Annotated in this window: 19 protein-coding genes and 1 pseudogene; 8 read left to right on the forward strand and 12 right to left on the reverse strand. The window is 37.8% G+C overall.

From position 1 onward, the window contains the following. Window positions 1–9 precede the first annotated feature (9 nt). Window positions 10–906, forward strand: a complete 897-nt coding sequence (locus B6D67_RS08570; protein WP_029714211.1) for a sulfite exporter TauE/SafE family protein — start codon at window positions 10–12, stop codon at window positions 904–906. 335 nt (window positions 907–1,241) lie between these two features. Here B6D67_RS08570 and gla read toward each other — a convergent pair whose 3' ends face one another. Both gla and B6D67_RS08585 read right to left on the reverse strand, forming a co-directional pair. Continuing rightward, the gene (gla, locus tag B6D67_RS08575; protein ID WP_002983047.1) at window positions 1,242–2,090 is read right to left on the reverse strand and encodes an aquaglyceroporin Gla; all 849 of its coding nucleotides are present in this window, start codon (window positions 2,088–2,090) and stop codon (window positions 1,242–1,244) included. A 501-nt stretch (window positions 2,091–2,591) separates the two neighbouring features. Further along, window positions 2,592–3,788: an MFS transporter gene (locus tag B6D67_RS08585; protein WP_011285703.1), complete on the reverse strand. Its 1,197-nt coding sequence runs from the start codon at window positions 3,786–3,788 to the stop codon at window positions 2,592–2,594. Between the two features lie 165 nt (window positions 3,789–3,953). Here B6D67_RS08585 and B6D67_RS08590 point away from each other — a divergent pair, with 165 nt between their 5' ends. Next, on the forward strand, window positions 3,954–4,613 hold the full coding sequence (locus B6D67_RS08590; RefSeq protein WP_014635687.1) for a Crp/Fnr family transcriptional regulator: 660 nt from the start codon (window positions 3,954–3,956) through the stop codon (window positions 4,611–4,613). A gap of 21 nt (window positions 4,614–4,634) precedes the next feature. Then, the gene (locus B6D67_RS08595; RefSeq protein ID WP_010922642.1) at window positions 4,635–6,917 is read left to right on the forward strand and encodes a Xaa-Pro dipeptidyl-peptidase; all 2,283 of its coding nucleotides are present in this window, start codon (window positions 4,635–4,637) and stop codon (window positions 6,915–6,917) included. A gap of 79 nt (window positions 6,918–6,996) precedes the next feature. Here B6D67_RS08595 and B6D67_RS08600 read toward each other — a convergent pair whose 3' ends face one another. Further along, window positions 6,997–7,218, reverse strand: coding sequence for a helix-turn-helix domain-containing protein (locus B6D67_RS08600; protein ID WP_002988211.1), 222 nt, complete (start codon window positions 7,216–7,218; stop codon window positions 6,997–6,999). A 169-nt stretch (window positions 7,219–7,387) separates the two neighbouring features. Between B6D67_RS08600 and B6D67_RS08605 the strand changes: the two are divergent. Together B6D67_RS08605 and B6D67_RS08610 are read left to right on the forward strand one after the other, a co-directional pair. Beyond that, a pseudogene (locus tag B6D67_RS08605) lies at window positions 7,388–7,761 on the forward strand (helix-turn-helix domain-containing protein). 192 nt (window positions 7,762–7,953) lie between these two features. Then, window positions 7,954–8,253 (forward strand): YbaB/EbfC family nucleoid-associated protein, encoded by a 300-nt coding sequence (locus B6D67_RS08610; protein WP_010922643.1) that lies wholly within the window; start codon window positions 7,954–7,956, stop codon window positions 8,251–8,253. 56 nt (window positions 8,254–8,309) lie between these two features. Here the strand turns inward: B6D67_RS08610 and B6D67_RS08615 are convergent, their stop codons facing one another. From B6D67_RS08615 to B6D67_RS08625, 3 genes are all read right to left on the reverse strand, one after another. Then, entirely contained in the window at window positions 8,310–9,047 is a 738-nt protein-coding gene (locus B6D67_RS08615; RefSeq protein WP_010922644.1) for a MerR family transcriptional regulator, read from the reverse strand. Between the two features lie 148 nt (window positions 9,048–9,195). Further along, a complete protein-coding gene (locus B6D67_RS08620; RefSeq protein ID WP_011285705.1) occupies window positions 9,196–9,783 on the reverse strand; it encodes a 3'-5' exonuclease in 588 nt (195 codons plus the stop codon). Window positions 9,784–9,831: 48 nt separating this feature from the next. Further along, the gene (locus B6D67_RS08625) at window positions 9,832–10,362 is read right to left on the reverse strand and encodes a DUF536 domain-containing protein (RefSeq protein ID WP_002988196.1); all 531 of its coding nucleotides are present in this window, start codon (window positions 10,360–10,362) and stop codon (window positions 9,832–9,834) included. Window positions 10,363–10,567: 205 nt separating this feature from the next. Here B6D67_RS08625 and B6D67_RS08630 point away from each other — a divergent pair, with 205 nt between their 5' ends. Further along, on the forward strand, window positions 10,568–11,737 hold the full coding sequence (locus tag B6D67_RS08630) for a BaiN/RdsA family NAD(P)/FAD-dependent oxidoreductase (RefSeq protein WP_009880895.1): 1,170 nt from the start codon (window positions 10,568–10,570) through the stop codon (window positions 11,735–11,737). A gap of 94 nt (window positions 11,738–11,831) precedes the next feature. Here the strand turns inward: B6D67_RS08630 and deoC are convergent, their stop codons facing one another. The 3 genes from deoC to udp are packed head-to-tail and all read right to left on the reverse strand — an operon-like array spanning window position 11,832 to window position 14,535. After that, window positions 11,832–12,503, reverse strand: a complete 672-nt coding sequence (deoC, locus tag B6D67_RS08635; protein ID WP_009880896.1) for a deoxyribose-phosphate aldolase — start codon at window positions 12,501–12,503, stop codon at window positions 11,832–11,834. A gap of 29 nt (window positions 12,504–12,532) precedes the next feature. Next, window positions 12,533–13,735: a NupC/NupG family nucleoside CNT transporter gene (locus B6D67_RS08640; RefSeq protein WP_002992274.1), complete on the reverse strand. Its 1,203-nt coding sequence runs from the start codon at window positions 13,733–13,735 to the stop codon at window positions 12,533–12,535. A 20-nt stretch (window positions 13,736–13,755) separates the two neighbouring features. After that, window positions 13,756–14,535: a uridine phosphorylase gene (gene udp / locus B6D67_RS08645; RefSeq protein WP_001182060.1), complete on the reverse strand. Its 780-nt coding sequence runs from the start codon at window positions 14,533–14,535 to the stop codon at window positions 13,756–13,758. Window positions 14,536–14,774: 239 nt separating this feature from the next. Here udp and B6D67_RS08650 point away from each other — a divergent pair, with 239 nt between their 5' ends. Beyond that, window positions 14,775–15,518, forward strand: a complete 744-nt coding sequence (locus B6D67_RS08650) for a GntR family transcriptional regulator (protein ID WP_010922646.1) — start codon at window positions 14,775–14,777, stop codon at window positions 15,516–15,518. A gap of 235 nt (window positions 15,519–15,753) precedes the next feature. Then, complete coding sequence (gene rpsN, locus B6D67_RS08655; protein ID WP_002982921.1) at window positions 15,754–16,023, forward strand: 30S ribosomal protein S14; 270 nt, start codon at window positions 15,754–15,756, stop codon at window positions 16,021–16,023. Between the two features lie 170 nt (window positions 16,024–16,193). On the opposite strand, the gene tsaD is transcribed toward rpsN, so the two are convergent. From tsaD to tsaB, 3 genes are read right to left on the reverse strand one after another with little or no spacing between them, the layout of a single operon-like run. Next, the gene (gene tsaD, locus B6D67_RS08660; protein ID WP_002988178.1) at window positions 16,194–17,222 is read right to left on the reverse strand and encodes a tRNA (adenosine(37)-N6)-threonylcarbamoyltransferase complex transferase subunit TsaD; all 1,029 of its coding nucleotides are present in this window, start codon (window positions 17,220–17,222) and stop codon (window positions 16,194–16,196) included. Beyond that, window positions 17,212–17,637: a ribosomal protein S18-alanine N-acetyltransferase gene (gene rimI / locus B6D67_RS08665; protein WP_010922647.1), complete on the reverse strand. Its 426-nt coding sequence runs from the start codon at window positions 17,635–17,637 to the stop codon at window positions 17,212–17,214. Before rimI ends, tsaD begins: the two co-directional genes overlap by 11 nt. A gap of 1 nt (window position 17,638) precedes the next feature. After that, window positions 17,639–18,337 carry a tRNA (adenosine(37)-N6)-threonylcarbamoyltransferase complex dimerization subunit type 1 TsaB gene (tsaB, locus tag B6D67_RS08670; RefSeq protein WP_029714216.1) on the reverse strand — a complete coding sequence of 233 codons (699 nt, stop codon included), beginning with the start codon at window positions 18,335–18,337 and terminating at the stop codon, window positions 17,639–17,641. Window positions 18,338–18,425 lie beyond the last annotated feature (88 nt).

Consider the following 18,425-nt stretch of genomic DNA (forward strand, 5'->3'; position numbering starts at 1 on the left):
CTAGTCTTTATGAACGAATTGCTTATCCTTAGACTGATACAAGCTTTGCTAGTTTCGGCAATGCTTTTTATTTTCTTTATGTTAGTAAAACATCTTAAAAAAAATAAGATCAATCCTTTTAAACGCTTTTGGACGGGGTTTTGGATTGGCCTGCTAACAGATGCCCTTGACACCCTTGGGATAGGGTCTTTTGCTACTACCACAACGTGCTTTAAGTTAACTAAATTAGTCACTGACGATAGACAATTGCCTGGCACTATGACCGTAGCTCATGTGCTTCCGGTGCTCATTCAATCTCTTTGCTTTATTTTTGTCGTAAAAGTTGAGGTTCTAACTTTACTTGCTATGGCTGCAGCAGCCTTTATTGGAGCTTATTTTGGGACTCATATTACAAAAAACTGGCATGCTCCAACTGTCCAACGAATCCTTGGTAGTCTTTTAATCATAGCAGCTATAATCATGATCATTAGAATAATCTACCATCCAGGAGAACACCTTTCAGACACCATTCATGGCCTCCATGGCATCTGGCTTTTTGTTGGAATTGGTTTTAATTTTATCGTTGGAGTCTTGATGACTATGGGGTTAGGCAATTATGCTCCAGAATTGATTTTCTTTTCATTAATGGGTCTTAGCCCAACAGTTGCTATGCCTGTTATGATGCTAGATGCAGCTATGATTATGACAGCTTCTAGTAGCCAGTTTATCAAAGCAAACCGTGTCAGTTGGGATGGTTTTGCTGGAATTGTTTCTGGTGGTATTATTGGCGTTTTACTAGCTGTGTTTTTCTTAACGAATTTAGATATTAATAGCTTGAAACTTCTGGTCATCGCTATCGTTTTCTTCACTGGTGGAATGCTGATTCGTTCCTCCTTTACCTCTCATAAGCAACAAACAAATAGATAAGATAACGTTTCTGGGAATCACTAACCAGAGACGTTTTTAATATTTTACAACAAAAATGAAAAATTGTTTTTTGACTCTATCAGTGATTTAGTCCGTGCAAAATAGTTTCAACACCAGATAAAGGAAGTTAGAGATGCCTCGTTTATTTGTAACACCGTTTAGAGGCATTAGTCATCTTATCTGAGGAGAGGCTTTTTACAAGAAGTCTAATAAAATTTACAAAATACGCTATACAAGACAGTCAAGTTTGTATTAGATTTCGCTTAACTCATATAAAAAAGACAAGTTCCTTAAGCGAGCTTGTCTTGAGTCTAAAAGAAGCTTTAGTTCTTTTTTTATCTGATATAAAGGTATTTAAACGCTGCTACGGCTACTATCGCCGCTAAGATAGGTGCAACTACAGGAACCCATGCATACCACCATTTTGAATCACCTTTGGCTTGACCAAGAACTGATTTTGGTAAGAAGTGGTGTAACAAACGAGGCCCAAAATCACGCGCTGGGTTTAGTGCTGGCCCAGTTGGTCCACCTAATGAAGTAACCAAGACCATAACTAAGAAACCAATACCAATGTGAGCAACCGCCAATGAGCCTGTCACGTATGGTGAAATTTGTGTTGCTGCAGTTGTTTGGTCGTAGCCTGCTTCAATCAATTTACCAACTAACTCTACCCCAAAGTAGTTTTTAGTCAAAGCCAAAGCACCAAAGAAAAGAACAAATGAACCTACAAATTCGTTTAAGAAACCATTGATATAAGAGGCTTTATGACTGTCTTTTTGACCATTATCAAGAGATGAAATCGTTGAGAATGAGCCTAAAACATGATTTGGATTTTCAGTTTTCATAAAGTAAGGTTTATAAACCATTACCACTACCAACTGACCAAAGATAGCTCCAAGTAATTGTGCCACAACGTATTGTAAGACGTGAGCCCATGGGAACAAGCCTGATACTGCTAGTCCAACTGTGAAAGCAGGATTAATATGGTTTCCAGATACATTACCAAACATCAAAGCTGGCATCATAACTCCTAAGCCATAGCCAAAAGCAATCACTAACCAACCTGAGTTATGTCCTTTTGTTCCTTTTAAGTCGACGTTAGCAACAGCTCCATTTCCCAAAATAATCAAAAAAGCCGTTGCGATAAATTCTGTGATGTATTTCACAGTCCATGTCATTTCCATGTTTTCTGGTTTCCTCCAAATAATAAAATATAACAAATACCATTTTAACAGGCTTATTGATGAATGTAAAGGTAATAAAATAATAAATAAAATGATCATTAAGTGTTATTTTCACACAATAATAAAAGCGGTAAAGAAAAGGACCATAAAAGGCCTTATCTTTATCACTTTATTTCATAGTATTATAACATTTTTTATTAGCTCTCACTATCAACAGATCAATCTTAACATGACAAAGCCTATATTCTGATGTTAATCCAATTGTCATGTATCTAAACGTGCTTAATCCAATTGTACCTACTAAAAATAAGGCCACATTTTCTCTTTCACGAATGGCTTTTGCGAGTCATTTTTATTGACATGTACCAATAGCAAACTAGGATTATTTCAAAGCGCTATAGTAATGGCTTTACCCACAGCTAATCCCGGCTCATAGGAACTATCTACAGCTGTTAAGATACGTTTGTATTTAAGTATAAGACTAAACTCCTTTTCTTGTCCTTAAGACACAACCTGTCTTGTCTTTGTTTTTAACAAGTAAAGCAAGGTACAAATCAGTGGAATCACAGCAGCTAACCAGAATAAGTGCCTAAAGGAAGCCACACCACTACCAAGTGCCAAATCTTTAATCAAGCCCAAGAGGTAAGGCCCAGCACCTAAACCTAAATCAAGACCAATCATATAAGTAGACATAGCCGTATTAAAGCGGTGCTCATCCACTCCTTGTATGGAGGCGGCTTGACCACAAGACATAAAAGTGCCATAACCAAAGCCAATCAAGGCTCCTGAAAGCAAATAGCTTCCTCCAGACGATACACTACCTAGCAAGAAGAGTCCCATTGCTAAAAAAAGATAACTTGGGTACAAGACCCATTTATCGCCTTTAGCATCCATTAAACGTCCCATTGCTGGACGAGTGATGGTAATGATTAAGGCATAGACCACAAAGAAATAAGCGCCTACTGTTGTCAAATGAATTTCAGACGTGTATAATTTTTGAAATCCTAAAACTGAAGCATAGGCAATCCCCATTAAAAAGGCGATTGCAGTGATAAACAAGGCTTTTTTCTCAATGAAACTATCCACAGTCCACGATTTGGTTTTAGCCAATTGCTCCGCATTTAAAGACATGTTTTTGACTGGAAAAGCAAAAGCACCAACAACCACACACCCAATCAAGACGCTACATAAGACAATAATCATGCGAAAATCAATATGAAGATTATCCAACATAAAGGTTCCTACAAAAGGGCCAATAGCTGCTGCTAGACTGGTTGACAAGCCATAAAAATTAATTCCTTCTCCTCTTTTACGAGCTGGAATATAGGCTGTTACAATGGTATTTGTCGCAGTTGATACTACACCATAACCAAATCCGTTCAAGAAACGAACCAAGTACATCATGCTAATCGTTGGCATATAAAAGTAGGCTAAGGTCGTTAAGAGGTAAAAAATAGCACCTCCTCTTAAAACCAAACGACGACCAAACACCTCCAACTGCTTTCCAAAAATCAAACGGGCTAATAAAGTCCCTAGAATATAAATCCCTGTTGCCAATCCTGCCTGGCTAGTCTGAGCTCCTAGCTCTCTAGTCGCCACAAAGGCAATAATAACTGTAAAAAGATAGTAGACCATATAGACTATAAAGTTTATTACTGTGATGGCCACAAAATGTTTGTTAAACAATTTTTCTTCCATTGAAAATGAACTCCTCTCTATTTTCATAAACATTTTACAAAAAAAGCAGAATATAATATATTTCAATGGTATAATATAAGTGTTACTATCAAAGGGCATTAGCAAATGTTAATTTCTCTTGAAGATACAAATTATACATTGGTAAAAGAATATTTGGAGAAAAGCGTGAATCATCACATTTTGCAACGGTATATTGATAATCATAACTTTCCTATCATTGAAAAAAGTTATCACAAGTACTTGACTTTTGAAAGTCTCGAAGAGGACTTCACTTATATTTTAAAAGACGGCATTGTGAAACAGAGTGTTCTTTCAAAATATGGAATGGAATTTAATTTGAGATATGTTACAGGACTTGAAATTACTTCTGTTCTCAACACTGGTTATTCAAAAGATATGGGAGAGCCTTATAATGTTCGCATCGAGTCAGAGAAAGCTAGTTTTTACAAGGTTCGCCGCTCAGCATTTTTAAAAGATATAAACGAAGATATTGAACTACAAGGATATGTGAAGGACTTTTACCATAATCGTCTTCAAAAATCCATGAAAAAAATGCAATGTATGTTAACTAACGGCCGTATCGGTGCCATTTCTACTCAAATATATGACTTAATGACCCTATTTGGCGAAGAACTACCAAATGGCCAAATTTTAATTAATTTTGTCATTACTAATGAGGAACTCGGTAAATTCTGTGGCATTTCTACCGCTAGCAGCGTCAGCCGTATTCTAAAACAGTTGAAAGAAAAAAACATCATTCGCATTGATAAACAACATATTATCATTACCAATCTTGATAAATTAAAAGATAATATCGTTTTCTAAGCCACTAGAAAGGAAACTCCTATGCGCTATAATCAATTTTCCTATATTCCAACTAGTCTAGAAAGAGCGGCTGAAGAATTAAAAGAATTGGGCTTTGATCTGGATCTGCAAAAAACTGCCAAAGCTAGCCTAGAAAGCTTTTTACGTAAACTCTTCTTCCACTACCCTGATAGTGATTATCCTTTAAGTCATCTAATCGCCAAAAATGACATGGACGCATTGAGCTTTTTTCAATCAGAGCAAGAGTTATCCAAAGAGGTTTTTGATTTACTGGCCCTGCAAGTCCTTGGCTTTATTCCTGGAGTTGATTTTACAGAGGCCGATGCTTTCCTTGATAAACTGGCCTTTCCTATCCACTTTGACGAAACAGAAATTATCAAGCATATCCACCACTTATTAGCGACCCGTTGTAAGTCTGGCATGACCCTGATTGATGATTTGGTCAGCCAAGGAATGCTTACTATGGACAATGATTACCACTTCTTCAACGGTAAATCATTAGCTACCTTTGACACGTCACAGCTGATTCGAGAAGTTGTTTACGTTGAAGCACCTCTTGATACCGATCAAGATGGCCAACTTGATCTTATTAAGGTTAATATCATTCGTCCTCAATCTCAAAAACCATTACCAACTTTGATGACACCTAGTCCATACCATCAAGGTATCAATGAAGTAGCCAACGACAAAAAACTTTATCGTATGGAAAAAGAGTTAGTCGTTAAAAAAAGGAGACAAATCACTGTCGAAGACAGGGATTTTATTCCTCTTGAGACACAGCCTTGCAAACTTCCTATAGGTCAAAATCTAGAAAGCTTTAGCTACATTAACTCCTATAGCCTCAACGATTATTTCCTCGCACGTGGGTTTGCTAATATCTATGTTTCAGGTGTGGGAACTGCTGGTTCCACTGGCTTTATGACGAGTGGAAACTATGCTCAAATTGAAAGCTTTAAAGCCGTTATTGATTGGCTAAATGGAAGAGCCACAGCCTACACCAGCCACTCAAAAACCCACCAAGTGAGAGCTGATTGGGCAAATGGTCTAGTTTGTACGACTGGAAAGTCCTACTTGGGAACTATGTCTACTGGTTTAGCCACTACAGGCGTAGACGGATTAGCCATGATTATTGCAGAATCAGCTATTTCTTCTTGGTACAACTACTACCGCGAAAATGGCTTAGTTTGTAGTCCTGGTGGCTATCCTGGAGAGGATCTAGATGTCCTAACTGAGCTCACCTACTCGCGTAATTTATTGGCTGGCGATTATCTTCGCCATAATGATCGTTATCAAGAATTGCTAAACCAACAGTCTCAGGCGTTAGACCGACAATCTGGTGATTATAATCAATTTTGGCACGACCGCAATTACTTAAAAAATGCTCATCAAATAAAGTGTGATGTCGTTTATACTCATGGCTTACAAGACTGGAATGTCAAACCAAGACAGGTCTATGAGATTTTCAATGCGCTTCCTTCCACAATCAACAAGCACCTCTTTTTACATCAAGGTGAGCATGTTTACATGCATAATTGGCAATCCATTGATTTTCGCGAAAGCATGAATGCCCTTTTATGTCAAAAACTCTTAGGCCTAGCTAATGATTTTAGCCTTCCTGAAATGATCTGGCAGGATAACACCTGCCCACAAAACTGGCAGGAGCGTAAAGTCTTTGGAACCTCAACCATCAAAGAGCTTGACCTCGGTCAGGAACTGCTTTTAATTGATAATCACTATGGTGAAGATGAATTTAAAGCTTACGGTAAAGATTTCCGTGCGTTCAAAGCAGCTCTCTTTAAAGGCAAGGCCAATCAAGCCCTGATTGATATTTTACTGGAAGAGGACTTACCTATTAACGGTGAAATTGTCCTACAGTTAAAAGTGAAATCAAGTGAAAATAAAGGACTTCTATCTGCACAAATCCTTGACTATGGTAAGAAAAAACGCTTGGGCGATCTTCCTATTGCTCTCACCCAATCAAGTATTGACAATGGGCAAAATTTCTCTAGGGAACCCCTTAAAGAGCTACCATTTAGAGAAGATTCTTACCGTGTTATTTCGAAAGGTTTCATGAATTTACAAAATCGCAATAATTTGTCGTCAATTGAAACTATTCCTAATAATAAATGGATGACTGTTAGACTTCCTTTGCAACCAACCATCTATCATCTAGAAAAAGGAGATACCCTTCGAGTCATCTTATACACAACCGATTTTGAACATACTGTCCGTGACAACAGCAACTATGCTTTAACTATCGATCTCAGTCAGTCTCAATTGATTGTGCCAATAGCATCAAATTAACAAAGAAAAGTGCTTAGCAATATAACTAAGCACTTTTTTGTTAATTGGTCTTACTAATAGCAAACAGAAAACGATCGTCTTAGTTCATAAATTCCGAATCTATTCCTAAAAAAATATCATCAACGGAAACCGCTAATGCTTGTGCAATACCTTTTAGCTTCTCATATTTTGCTCGCCTTAGCTTTTTAGTATCTTTTTCATACCTAGCAATCGTTCTGACAGAAATACCTGTTAAGTGAGACAATTCCTGCTGTGTCATTTTCTTTGTTGTTCTTAACTCTTTTAAAGTTGATTTGGTCACAATTTTCCCTCCACACTAAAATGAGATTAGTTAATCATGTTAAGTTTATTATAAACTTCGGTTTTTATGAAGTCAAGTTTTTAGAGAGTTTTTAGACCATCTTTTACGATACCTTTTGCTTTAACCTCTTTTATGGTATCATATTTTATATAAAGAAAAGGAGAAAAATATGTCCGCCAAGAAAACTTTTTTGCAAGTAATTTAAAGTACCTTAGATTAAAAAAGAACATGGAACAATTAGAACTTGCTAATCTCCTAGGACGAAAAAGCTCTTCTTCAATCAGTGAGTGGGAAAAAGGAAAATATACTCCAAAGTCTGGTCTATTAAGTGATATTGCTGCTATCTTTGATGTTAGTTTAACCGCCCTAATGGAAGAAGATTTAACCTTAGAAAATAAGGGAGTCTCTTATCAGTTGCCACAACGAGAGTTAGCGATGATTTCAGAACAATTATCCGAAAATAACTACACTAAGTGGGTTGACTTCGCACAAATTCTTTTAGAACAACAAGCTAAAGAAGATCGTGAATTAGATAACCACTAAGTCGGACTAGTCTATGACAAAAATAGTTCATTTCTAGACTTATTCTGTCATTAGCCAGACCCTTGCTGCTAATCCATCTTATCCATAGCGACTTTCTTACTGATACAGGCTAGTCTACTAACTGACATTGTTTTTATTGCCTCTTTTTATGTGTTATAATAGTTAGTATTAAATTAAGGAGAGTATAGTCTTATGATGAACATGCAAAACATGATGAAGCAAGCACAAAAGCTTCAGAAACAAATGGAGCAAAAGCAGGCGGATTTGGCTGCTATGCAATTTACTGGAAAATCAGCTCAAGACCTTGTCACTGCCACTTTCACGGGTGATAAAAAATTGGTTGGGATTGACTTCAAAGAAGCTGTTGTAGATCCTGAAGATGTAGAAACGCTTCAAGACATGACCACTCAAGCCATTAATGATGCCCTTACGCAAATTGATGAAACAACTAAGAAAACATTAGGCGCTTTTGCTGGTAAATTACCATTCTAAAAAAACAAAAACTAGCTTGAGAAGGATCTCAGGCTAGTTTTTTTATGAGTTAGTGCTTATCTTCTTGAGACAGTGTCCTCTTTTGCCAGTTCCAAGCAATACGATTTTTGATGGCAATGGGAGCAGGTTAACTTTCTGGTTCGTGGTGTATGGCCTGCAAGGGCAAATTCATTAAAGCTAGGTTCAAATTTCTGATGACAATGGGGACAGAGATAAATAAATTGCTTCCTAAAATAAATTACCAACCAACTGAAACCTGGTAGAAATAGTCCCATAGCAACATAAACTAACCAAAATTTTTGCAGATAACTAGATAGTAAAATAAGTCCTACATATGAAACAATGGCTAAAAATATACTGATACCCATCTTCCATTGTAATTTTTTCCAAGCTTTTTGATTTTTCATGCTAAGCGAAATGTCCATCAGAAAATCTAGTGACTGGGGGTCTTGTTTTCGAAGTCTGTCAAGTATCTTGACAGCTATGTCAACTTGTTGCTCTTTTGCAGCCAAGTCTTCCTTGGCAGTCGCAATATGATCAACTAGAAGCAATTCCAGCACCTGGGCTGCATTTTCCTCTGCTAAGACTTTGCGAATCTGCTCAATGGAAAATCCCAAATCGCGCAGAAAGCAAATCATGCGTAATTGTTCTAAATCAGAATCCGTATAGAGTCGCCGTCCACCTGCTGTCAATGCTGTCGGAATCAAAATCCCACGTTGGTCATAGTATTGGACAGTTCGAATAGAAACGCCAGCTAAGTTGGCCAATTCTCCAGTCGAATAGAATTGAGACATTTCCACACCTTCTTTCTATCATTTAGTGATCAAAAGCAACTCGTGTGCACCCGACTCCCTCTTGATATGCCCCTATCTTACATGACCTAGCGTTATAAGCAAGGGCTAACCCTAGGAATTTTTTTATTTTTCAAAAATAGCAGAGCCTTTAGTCGAAAAAGTCTCCCAAAGCTGCGAAAGGGTTATCTGTGGTTACCTCTTCTTGCTGGCTGAGATATGCTTTGTTTGTATCTGTTTCTAAAAAAGACTTATAGATTACTGCTGTCATTCTGGCATCTTCTAAGCTATTATGACCTCGACCCTTAATGCCTAAAAAGGTTGCCACTGTTTGCAGACGAAGGTTAGCAATCCCATTTAAGTCTGCGCTACGTCTATCGTAAGCTTCATCAAAGAGGTCAATCTGGTATTGGTCCCTTAAATCCAAGCCATTTTCAGCTAGAATAGGCAGGTCAGATTTTTGAGCATTATAACCAATCAGTGGTAACTCTCCCACAAAATTTTTAAACGCAGCCATAACCTCCTCTACTTTTGGTTCCGCAGCAATCTTGTCAGATGTGATTCCTGTTAGGCCATTGATAAAGCTCTGTAAGGGAACATCTGTGTAAACATAGGTGTCAAAGCTGTCAACTTCTTTATGGTGGTCATATTTGACTGCTGATACTTGAATGATATGACTAACGTCATTGACAGTGTTAAATTCTAAATCAAAGGCAATATAAGTATCTAAGTGTTTCATGTTTTCCTCCAAAAAAGACCCTGATAGGGCCTTCGTCATTTTTTGTGATTATTTCGCAAACAAGCGGGTGAAAAAGCCTTTTTTAGGGCCAACTTCAGCCTGAACTTCTTCGACTTGTAAGCGAGCTTGGTTGGCTTCTGCTTTAGCTTCTTCCAATTCTAATTTTAGGGTTTCTTTATCAGCCATGGCTTTAGCAGTTAATTGTTGCTGCTGATCCAATTGTTTATCTTTTTCAGCGATCTGCACGTCTTTAACACGCATTTGCTCATCTTTTGAGGCAAGTTGAGCATCTTTGGCTTTGAGTTGCTCATAAAGGCGCGTGATTTCAGTGTTCTTCTCATCCACGAGAATCTCTAAAAGCTCACGTTGTTTCGTTTCTTCACTGATAGGCTCATCGTCAAAAATTGTTTTTTTATAGATCTCTTCCAGCTTAACAAGACCACTGCGCTTAACCACAGTAACGCCTTTTTCATTTTTGTCAAGATCTTCTTCGGGTAAAGACTTAACACGATTATTGACGGCCTGACGACTCACTCCCAAAATATCAGCTAGTTCACTAACTGTCTTTTCAATTCCCATATTTTCCTCTTTATCACTATCACTGAATATTCTTATTAAAAATAGTACCATAATAGGAGTATTCTGTCAATTTGACCTCATTTCAGTCGTGCCAAAGGCATCAATTATTTCTTGAAAGCATTGTTTAAATGCGTAAAAAACGGTATGCCATGTTAGTTCATTTACCTGACTATTAAATCCCCCGCTTTTATGCTAAAATAAGGCTATGACTCAATACGATACGATTATTATTGGAGGTGGCCCTGCTGGCATGATGGCCGCCATCTCCAGCAGCTACTATGGCTATAAAACTCTCTTAATTGAAAAAAATCGCCGCTTAGGCAAAAAATTAGCGGGAACCGGTGGTGGACGCTGTAATGTCACTAATAGTGGTAACCTTGATGTCCTTATGGCTGGCATTCCTGGAAATGGCCGCTTTTTATATAGTGTTTTTTCCCAGTTTGACAACCATGACATCATTGCCTTTTTCGAGGAAAACGGCGTCAAACTCAAAGAAGAAGACCATGGACGGATGTTCCCCACAACAGATAAATCAAGGACAATCATTGATGCTCTGGAGAAAAAAATCAAGGCTCTTGGGGGTCAGGTGCTAACCAGCACTGAAGTGGTTTCCGTTAAAAAACAAGATGACCTCTTCTACCTCAAATCTGCAGACCAGACTTTCACCTGCCAAAAATTGATTGTGACCACAGGAGGCAAGTCCTACCCTTCAACGGGTTCAACAGGTTTTGGACATGATATTGCACGGCATTTTAAACTGACCGTGACTGATTTAGAAGCTGCTGAGAGCCCTCTGTTAACTGATTTTCCTCACAAAGTCTTGCAAGGTATTTCCCTAGACGACGTTACTCTTAGTTATGACAAACACGTCATCACACACGACTTACTCTTCACCCACTTTGGCCTTTCAGGACCTGCAGCTCTTCGTCTGTCCTCTTTTGTGAAAGGTGGAGAAATTGCAGAGCTGGACTTTTTGCCACACTTATCAACAGATGACTTAACCGCTTATCTGAGTGATCAACGTGATAAAAACATCAAAAATGCTCTTAAAGGCCTACTGCCTGAACGAGTAGCTGATTTTTTATCAGAAGATTACCCCGAAAAGGTCAAACAACTCTCTCCAAAACAAGAAAAGGAATTGCTTGATAAACTCAAACACCTCCAGATACCCATTACAGGAAAAATGTCTTTGGCTAAATCATTTGTGACCAAAGGAGGCGTAGATTTAAAAGAAATCAACCCTAAAACCTTGGAAAGCAAGAAAGTTCCTGGCCTGTATTTCGCTGGAGAGGTCTTAGATATTAATGCTCATACCGGAGGGTTTAATATTACCTCAGCTCTTTGTTCAGGATGGATCGCAGGGAAGTCTTCATAGCTAAAAAAGCCTATTATCACTAAGATAGTAGGCTTTTTAACTCCTATTATATGAGTTTTTTGTTTTAGTCTCAAGCTAAATCGGTATGATTAAGTTAATAGCTATCGGTTTTTGTAGCTTCGTTCTTAACAATCTTGATGATACGGCTAGTACCCAAGCGTGAAGCTCCTAAAGCAATAAATGTTTTAGCATCTTCCAATGATGAGATTCCACCTGCTGCCTTAATTTTAACACCTTCGCCGACATATTTTGCCATCACTTCAACATCTTCAAATGTAGCACCTGCTGTCGAAAAACCAGTAGAGGTTTTAATAAAGTCTGCACCTGAACGTGTGACAACTCCACAAAGTTCGATAAGTTCTTCTTTAGTTAATTGACATGTCTCAACGATAACTTTTAAGATATGGTCTTGACATTTAGCTTTGATTTGACGAATTTCTTCTTCAACAGTATCAAAATCCCCATTTTTAACGTCTGTCAAATTAATGACCATGTCAATTTCATCAGCACCATTTTGAATAGCATCTTGACATTCAAAAACCTTCGCCGCAGTTGTACTATAGCCATTTGGGAACCCAATAACAGTACAAATAGCTAATTTACCTGAAACGTATTCTGCTGCTTTTTTGACGTAAGAAGCTGGAATACATGCTGAAGCTGTTTCATAAGCCATGGCATCATCTAAAATTGTTTGGATTTCTGGCCACGTTGCTGTTGTTGCTAGCAAAGTATGGTCTACCGTTTTTAAAATATCTTTTACTTCCACGTTACTATCCTTCTTTCTTTTGTCAACGTTTAGAATAGAGTTACAATACCGACGATAAAGGCGCTAAGCATACTTACAGCAATACCACCAATCATTGCACGGAAAACAAGTCGAGCTAGGGTGCTACGTTTCTCCGGGCAAAGAACAGCAATACCTGAAACACAAATACCTAAACTTGATAAATTAGCAAAACCACAGAGTGAAATAGTTGCTACCAATGCTGTACGATAATCTAAAGATTTGATTAGGTGACCCAATTGTTGGAACGAAACAAACTCATTTAAAATCAACTTACTTCCAAGAAGGTTTCCTTCTAGAAGAATGTTTTTGTGGTCAAATCCCATAAGAAAACCAAATGGAGCAAAAACATATGAAAAGATTTGTTCTAAGCGGATTCCCAATCCACTTAACATCATATTAATCAAAGAAACTAAACCAACAAAGGCAATCAAACTAGCACCAATTGAGAAAGCCATTTGTGCACCTGTGCTTGCACCCTCAGCGATTGCATCAATCACATTGGCGTTATTACCTTTATTATCCATCTTAATGTCATCAATTTTTTGAACAGGTTCTGTTTGAGGCAATAAGATTTTAGCAATGAGAATACTGCCAATAGGAACCATTGTTGAAGCAATCAAGAGATATTCCATTGGAATGCCTAATGCAATATAGCCACCAAGAATAGAAACTGACATACTTCCCATACCTGATACCAACACAACCATTATCTCACTATCAGTCATACGACCTAGGTATTTGCTAACCAAGATTGGACTGTCTGTTTGACCAAGAAACATATTAGCTACAGCAACAAAACTCTCAACCTCTGAGGATTTCATAATTTTACCAACGCCCTTACCTATCCATTTTACTACAAATCCAAGGATTCCTACATAATAAAGTAGACTAACTAGGGCAGATAAGAAAACAATATTACCAAGCGTTTGAATAGCGAAAATAAAACCAGTTTTTGCGCCACTATCTGCTAATGACCCAAACACAAAATTTAAACCAGCTTGACCACAGTTGATTACGCTAGTAACTCCAGTTGAAACAACACTAACAATTTGTTGGCCTAGTGGGATACGTACTAAGATTAGCGCAATAATGAATTGAACGATAAGAGCTTTTCCAATTAAACTTAGAGAAACACTCTTACGATTGAAAGAAATTGCATACACAATTCCTAATACCAATAAAATACCAATAATACTATAAATAAATTGCATGATGACTTCCAAAACCTCGCTTATTGTGATTTATCATTTTCAATAAGTGTGCGGAGTGCTTCAACAGCAACTTGAATAGCTGCTTCTGTATCATGAGCCATTGGGTTATCCATACCCAAAGCGTTGCGTTCTTGATTACCAACAACAAGGAAATCTGATCCACAACGAACTCCTAGATGACTTGCTGCTACAAAAAGAGCTGCAGATTCCATTTCAGACGCTTTTGTTCCCAGACGTTTCCATGCTTCCCATTTATTTAATAATTCATAACTAACTGGCATACGTTCTGGCTCATGTTGCCCGTAAAATGCATCTTTACATTGAACTACTCCTGCGTGACTTGTATAACCAAGCTTTTTAGCTGCATTAACTAGAGCATTTGTCACTTCCAAGTCAGCTACAGCAGGAAATTCAATCGGAGCATATTCTTTACTGGTACCTTCCATACGGATAGCTCCAGTTGCAATAACGATGTCTCCGCCTTTAACATCAAGGTCAATACCACCACATGTTCCAACACGGATAAAGGTATCAGCGCCACAAAGTTTCAATTCTTCCATCGCAATAGACGCTGATGGACCACCAATACCAGTTGAAGTAACACTAACTTTTTCACCGTTTAATGTACCTGTATACGTAACATATTCACGGCTGTCTGCTACAAGAACTGCATTATCAAAATGTTCTGCAATTTTTGCACAACGTTTTGGATCACCTGGCATGATAACATAACGACCTACATCACCTGGACGAATCTGTAGGTGATATTGCAATCCGACTTCACCTGAATAATTTTGCATGTTAAAAACCTCCTGTATTTTACTTGTCTAATTTTTGATACACTTGTATAGTATCACACACACTCTATTTTGTAAACGCTTTTTTAAGGTGTTTTTCATCTCTTTTTTGACAAAAAGTACCTGAGTGTGAGATACTAACACTATAGATGGGTACAATTCTAATCAAGGAATACTGTTAGTGCTAAAATAGTTTTTAGACAAGTTAAACTCCACTAAAGATTATTAATGAGGTAAGTGATATGTCTACTAACGACTTAACCAAAAAACTCAAAAAACTTAAACATGTGCAAGTATATAATACTATTTTTCAACTTATTCAAGATGGTACATATAGTCCTGGCATGCAACTGCCATCAGAACCTGAACTTGCTAGACAGCTCAATGTCAGTCGGATGACACTACGTAAATCCCTAGCCCTCCTCCAAGAGGATCATCTCATAAAAAATATCAGAGGAAAGGGAAATTTTATACTCAAGACTCCTGAAACTAAATATCACCAAGGTTTCGAATATCTTCAACACCCCATATATGCAAGCCTATCATCTGACATCACAAAGGTTGAGTTGGAATATCGGATTGAAGTGCCCACTGTTGCCATTACAGCATCCCTAAAACAAGAAACTCCTGTTGTGATTATTGTTGATCGCTGGTATCATAGCCAAAATAAAGCTATTGCTTATAGTTTATCTTTTATCCCTATTGAGGTTATTTCTAAATATGCTATAAATCTCAATCAAGAAGAGCCCCTTCTTACTTTCTTAGAAGAGAAAATCTATGAATCTGGTAAAGCTTCTCATTCCTGCAACCAAATCGGCTATACCAAGACTGGCAATTACACAGCAACTAAGTATACTCTATCAGAAAATAGTGCTTTTATTTTAATCCAAGAAACTCTCTACAATGGTAAAGACATCTTGGTCTCAACCAAACACTACGTTCCTGCTGATTTATTTGACTTAAAAGTTCAATCTCAAAGTTGCTAAAGCGACACTCATTAAACACCTTTAAACAGTTATTAATACCTGACTCCCACACTTAGATGTGGAGTTTTTTGATATTATGGCTAAAAAAGATAACTAGTTAATTTTTTTTATTTGCTTTTGCTTTTATTTATTGTATAATGATTATATATCCACTTAACCAGTTAAATACCAGTTAAGTGGATTCAGAGCGCTGATAACGACTCTGAGGTTATTAAATATTAAGAAGGAGAAAGCAATGGCAAAAAAGTCAAAAATTGCTAAATACCAAAAGCAGCTCCAACTGATTGAACAGTACGCTGACCTTCGTCGTGACTTAAAAGCGAAGGGCGATTATGAATCACTGCGCAAATTGCCTCGTGATTCAAATCCAAACCGCTTGAAGAACCGCGACAAAATTGACGGCCGTCCTCATGCTTACATGCGTAAGTTTGGTGTTAGCCGTATCAATTTCCGTGACTTAGCTCACAAAGGACAGCTTCCTGGCGTCACTAAAGCTAGCTGGTAAGCTTACTTCACCTTAGGCAGACAATTATTTTGCAGGTAATTATCTGAATTATTAGTAACCATAGAAGCCAATTACTTATCATCATGACAACCCGGTATGCCAAGATACCGGGTTGTTTTTTCAAAGGGAGATTCTTATCCATTATAAATCTTACTAACTAGCAAGTGTGACTAGTTTATTACAAAACTGTCTGGAAACTGGTCAAAAGCTAAACTAGGCTTCGCGTTTAGGCTCATATTAGCAAAATGCTGTTTGTCATACTCAATAGCTGCTGCTAAAGCAATCATACCCGCGTTATCTCCACAGAGTCTTAGTTTAGGAATCACAACTTCTATATGTGTAATTTCTTGTGCTAATCTATCTCGTAATCCTTGATTTGCCGCTACACCACCAGCCACTACAAGCATCTTTGCAGGGTATCTGCTCAGAGCTTTTTTTGTTTTGGCCAATAAAATATCTAGAACAGCTGCTTGAAAAGATGCACACAAATCTTCTAGAATCAGTTCATCGCCTTTTTGCTTAGCATTATGATGAAGATTGATAAAAGCGGACTTGAGTCCTGAAAAGGAAAATTCTAAGTGGTCTTCTGTTATCATAGCACGAGGGAAATGATAAGTATCTTGACCTTTATGAGCCAACTGGTCAATTTCACGTCCTGCCGGATAGGTTAAGCCCATCACACGCCCAACTTTATCATAAGCCTCACCAACAGCGTCGTCACGCGTCTCGCCAATAATATGATAATCCCCTGGCTCTGGGACATAAACCAATTCTGTGTGTCCTCCTGAAACCAACAGTGCTATTAAAGGATAAACTAAAGGCTTTTGTTCACGCGCTGCCATTAAGTGACCTGCCATATGATTAACCGGAATCAAAGGTAAATGATTTGCCCAAGCAAAAGCCTTCGCAGCTGCTAATCCAACTAACAAGGCTCCAACAAGTCCAGGGCCATAAGTTACCGCAACTGCTGATAAATCTGAAGCACTGATGCCAGCTTCTTGCAAAGCATCCTCAAAGCAAGTCGTAATCACTTCGACATGGTGTCTACTAGCTACTTCTGGCACCACACCACCAAAGCGTTTGTGGCTCTCAACCTGACTTGCAATGACATTACTTAAGAGGGTACTTTCGTTTTTTAAAATCGCTACACTGGTCTCATCACAAGAACTCTCAACTGCTAAAATATACCTATCTGTCATGTTTTCCTTCCCGTTTCATCAATAAAGCTGTTTCTATAGGATTTCTATAGTAGTCTGGTCTTTTGCCAATAAATTTAAAACCAAACTTCTGATATAAACCCTGTGCTCTATGATTAGATTCTCTAACCTCTAAAAAGATGTCACTTTCAATGCTATCTAAATGCGTCATCAATTGAGACGCTAGCCCAAGTTCTTGATGACTAGGTAGTATAGCAATTTGAGTCATTTCAACTTCACCAGCTAAATCTTGAATAGCTAAAAAACCTAGCAATTTATCATGATCATATAGTAGGAAATAATCTGTTTGATCCCGCCGTATATCGATTAATACTTGTTCTAAAGTCCAAGGAGACGTGCCATAAACCATTTCCAAAAGCTGATAAATATTTTTTGCTTGTTCTTCAACTGTTTTCATATTAGATTCGCTTAACGTAGTGACTATCATCTTTTATCTCATTATCTTTGAGCCAGTTTTCTTCAGCTTCCACTCTCTTGAGATATTGAGGGACAAAGGCGTCTACATTTTCTGGTGCCAAACTTTGCCCCAAAAGACCACATTCGTAAGCAGAAGGAAGGGTTGGAAGTAGTATCGCCTGAGGTAGTTTCTTTTGAATTTTCTCAGCAAAAGGAGCAGTCTCCCCAACAAAAATCAGCTGTCCTTCTTCTACTAATTGTTCTATAATAACTTCTAGTGAAGCATGGGCTTGTGGCATCACTGATTTTCCTTGCCGATAATAACCTACATACGCATTTTGCCTTCTAGCATCAATCAATGGCACCACCAAAGTATTTGGATACTGTTTACAAGTAGACGCAGCCAAAGCATATAGACTCGAAATCCCGACCAATGCAATATTTAAACTGTACGCTAACGTTTTTGCAGTAGCAACTGCCACTCGTAAACCTGTGTAAGATCCAGGGCCTTTTGCAACCACTATTCTTTCTAAATCTTGAGGTTTAAGATCAGTACAAGTCATCAAAAAATCAATAGCAGGCATAAGGCTAACACTATGATTTTTCTGAATGTTAAGGGTCATATCTGCTAGAAGTGTCTCATCATCAAGTATAGCAAGGGACAAGGTTTTATTTGAGGTATCAAATGCAAGTGTCTTCATTTTATGCCTTTCTACTGCAAGTTCTAGTATCAATTATAACACAAATTAAGAATCATAAACAAAAAGGCTGACTCTTAATTTGATTTAG

Origin of the sequence: Streptococcus pyogenes (assembly GCF_002055535.1) — a bacterium.
Classification (GTDB): Bacteria; Bacillota; Bacilli; order Lactobacillales; family Streptococcaceae; genus Streptococcus; species Streptococcus pyogenes.